Origin of the sequence: Citrobacter sp. wls826, assembly GCF_005281245.1 — a bacterium.
GTDB classification, from domain to species: Bacteria; Pseudomonadota; Gammaproteobacteria; order Enterobacterales; family Enterobacteriaceae; genus Citrobacter; species Citrobacter braakii.
In genome coordinates this window covers 107525-109045 of record NZ_SZWS01000064.1, presented here as the reverse complement: position 1 = coordinate 109045, position 1521 = coordinate 107525, and the positions used below count along the sequence as shown (strand labels likewise).

Here is a 1521-nt window from a genome sequence, read left to right as displayed (position 1 = left end):
AAAAAAACGGCTCCTGAATGGGAGCCGTTGATGTTTCTGCAGGACGTTAAGACGCCTTTGCCTCTTCTTTTGCATCTGGCAGTTTCGGTACCAGTACGGTAGGTTTACTGTCCAGACGCGTCACCAGCAGCTGATCGATCTTGTAGTTATCGATATCCACCACTTCAAATTTGTAGCCTGAATACTTCACCGAGTCGGTGCGTTTCGGGATTTTACGCAGCATGAACATCATAAAGCCACCGATGGTTTCATAGTTGCCGGACTGCGGGAACTCATCGATATCCAGGACGCGCATAACGTCATCAATCGGCGTACCGCCATCGACTAACCATGAGTTTTCATCGCGCGCCACGATCTGCTCTTCCAGACCCTGACCGACTAAATCGCCCATCAGCGTAGTCATAACGTCGTTGAGCGTGATAATCCCCACCACCAGCGCGTACTCGTTCATGATGACGGCAAAGTCTTCGCCTGCGGTTTTGAAGCTTTCCAGCGCTTCAGAGAGCGTCAGCGTATCCGGCACAATCAGCGTATTGCGGATCTGTACGCCACTGTTCAGCGCCATGCTTTGGTTCGCCAGTACGCGGTTGAGGAGATCCTTTGAATCGACATAGCCAATGATGTGGTCGATATCTTCGTTACACACCAGAAATTTGGAGTGTGGGTGTTCCGCCACCTTGTTCTTCAGGCTTTGCTCATCTTCGTGGAGATCGAACCAGATAATATTCTCGCGCGAGGTCATGGAAGACGGTACGGTACGGGATTCCAGTTCGAACACATTTTCAATCAGCTCATGTTCCTGCTTACGCAGAACCCCTGCCAACGCACCCGCTTCGACCACGGCGTAAATATCGTCCGAGGTGATGTCGTCTTTACGCACCATCGGGATCTTAAACAGACGGAAGATGTTATTTGCCAGACCGTTAAAGAACCACACCAGCGGGCGGAAGACGAGCAGGCAGAAGCGCATCGGGTTGATGATACGCAAAGCCACAGCTTCTGGCGCAATCATACCGATGCGTTTCGGAGTTAAATCCGCGAACAGGATGAACAGGCCAGTAACCAGCGAGAACGACAGAATAAAGCTTAACTGTTCGGACAGCTCTGGAGTGAAGTACTTCGAGAAAAGGCTGTAAAACGCCGGGGAGAATGCCGCATCACCGACAATACCACCGAGAATAGCGACCGCGTTAAGGCCAATTTGCACGACGGTAAAAAACATGCCGGGGTTTTCCTGCATCTTCAAAACACGTTGTGCGTTTACGTTGCCTTCATCGGCAAGCAGTTTAAGTTTTATTTTGCGTGATGCAGCAAGCGAGATCTCGGATATCGAGAAAAACGCACTCACGGCGATCAGGCAGAGAATGACTAAAATACTGTTTAACATATCTTATCCGACCGTTAAGGCCAGATCCTCGGAAGGGATAAATTGATAAATCCGTGTGAAATACACATTGAAAACCGGTCCGAAGGGAGTGGACCGGCAATTTCAGGAGCTAGTATAGCGTAAGGTACTGTAAA

The 1521-nt window shown here is 49.8% G+C and carries 1 protein-coding gene; it reads right to left on the bottom strand.

From position 1 onward, the window contains the following. Window positions 1–46: 46 nt before the first annotated feature. Complete coding sequence (locus tag FDW87_RS20440; protein ID WP_003830418.1) at window positions 47–1387, bottom strand: hemolysin family protein; 1341 nt, start codon at window positions 1385–1387, stop codon at window positions 47–49. Window positions 1388–1521: the final 134 nt, after the last annotated feature.

What these genes read in the sequence shown, in the direction of transcription:
- FDW87_RS20440 (WP_003830418.1), bottom strand. Translation starts at nt 1,387, where the DNA reads ATGTTAAACAGTATTTTAGTCATTCTCTGCCTGATCGCCGTGAGTGCG.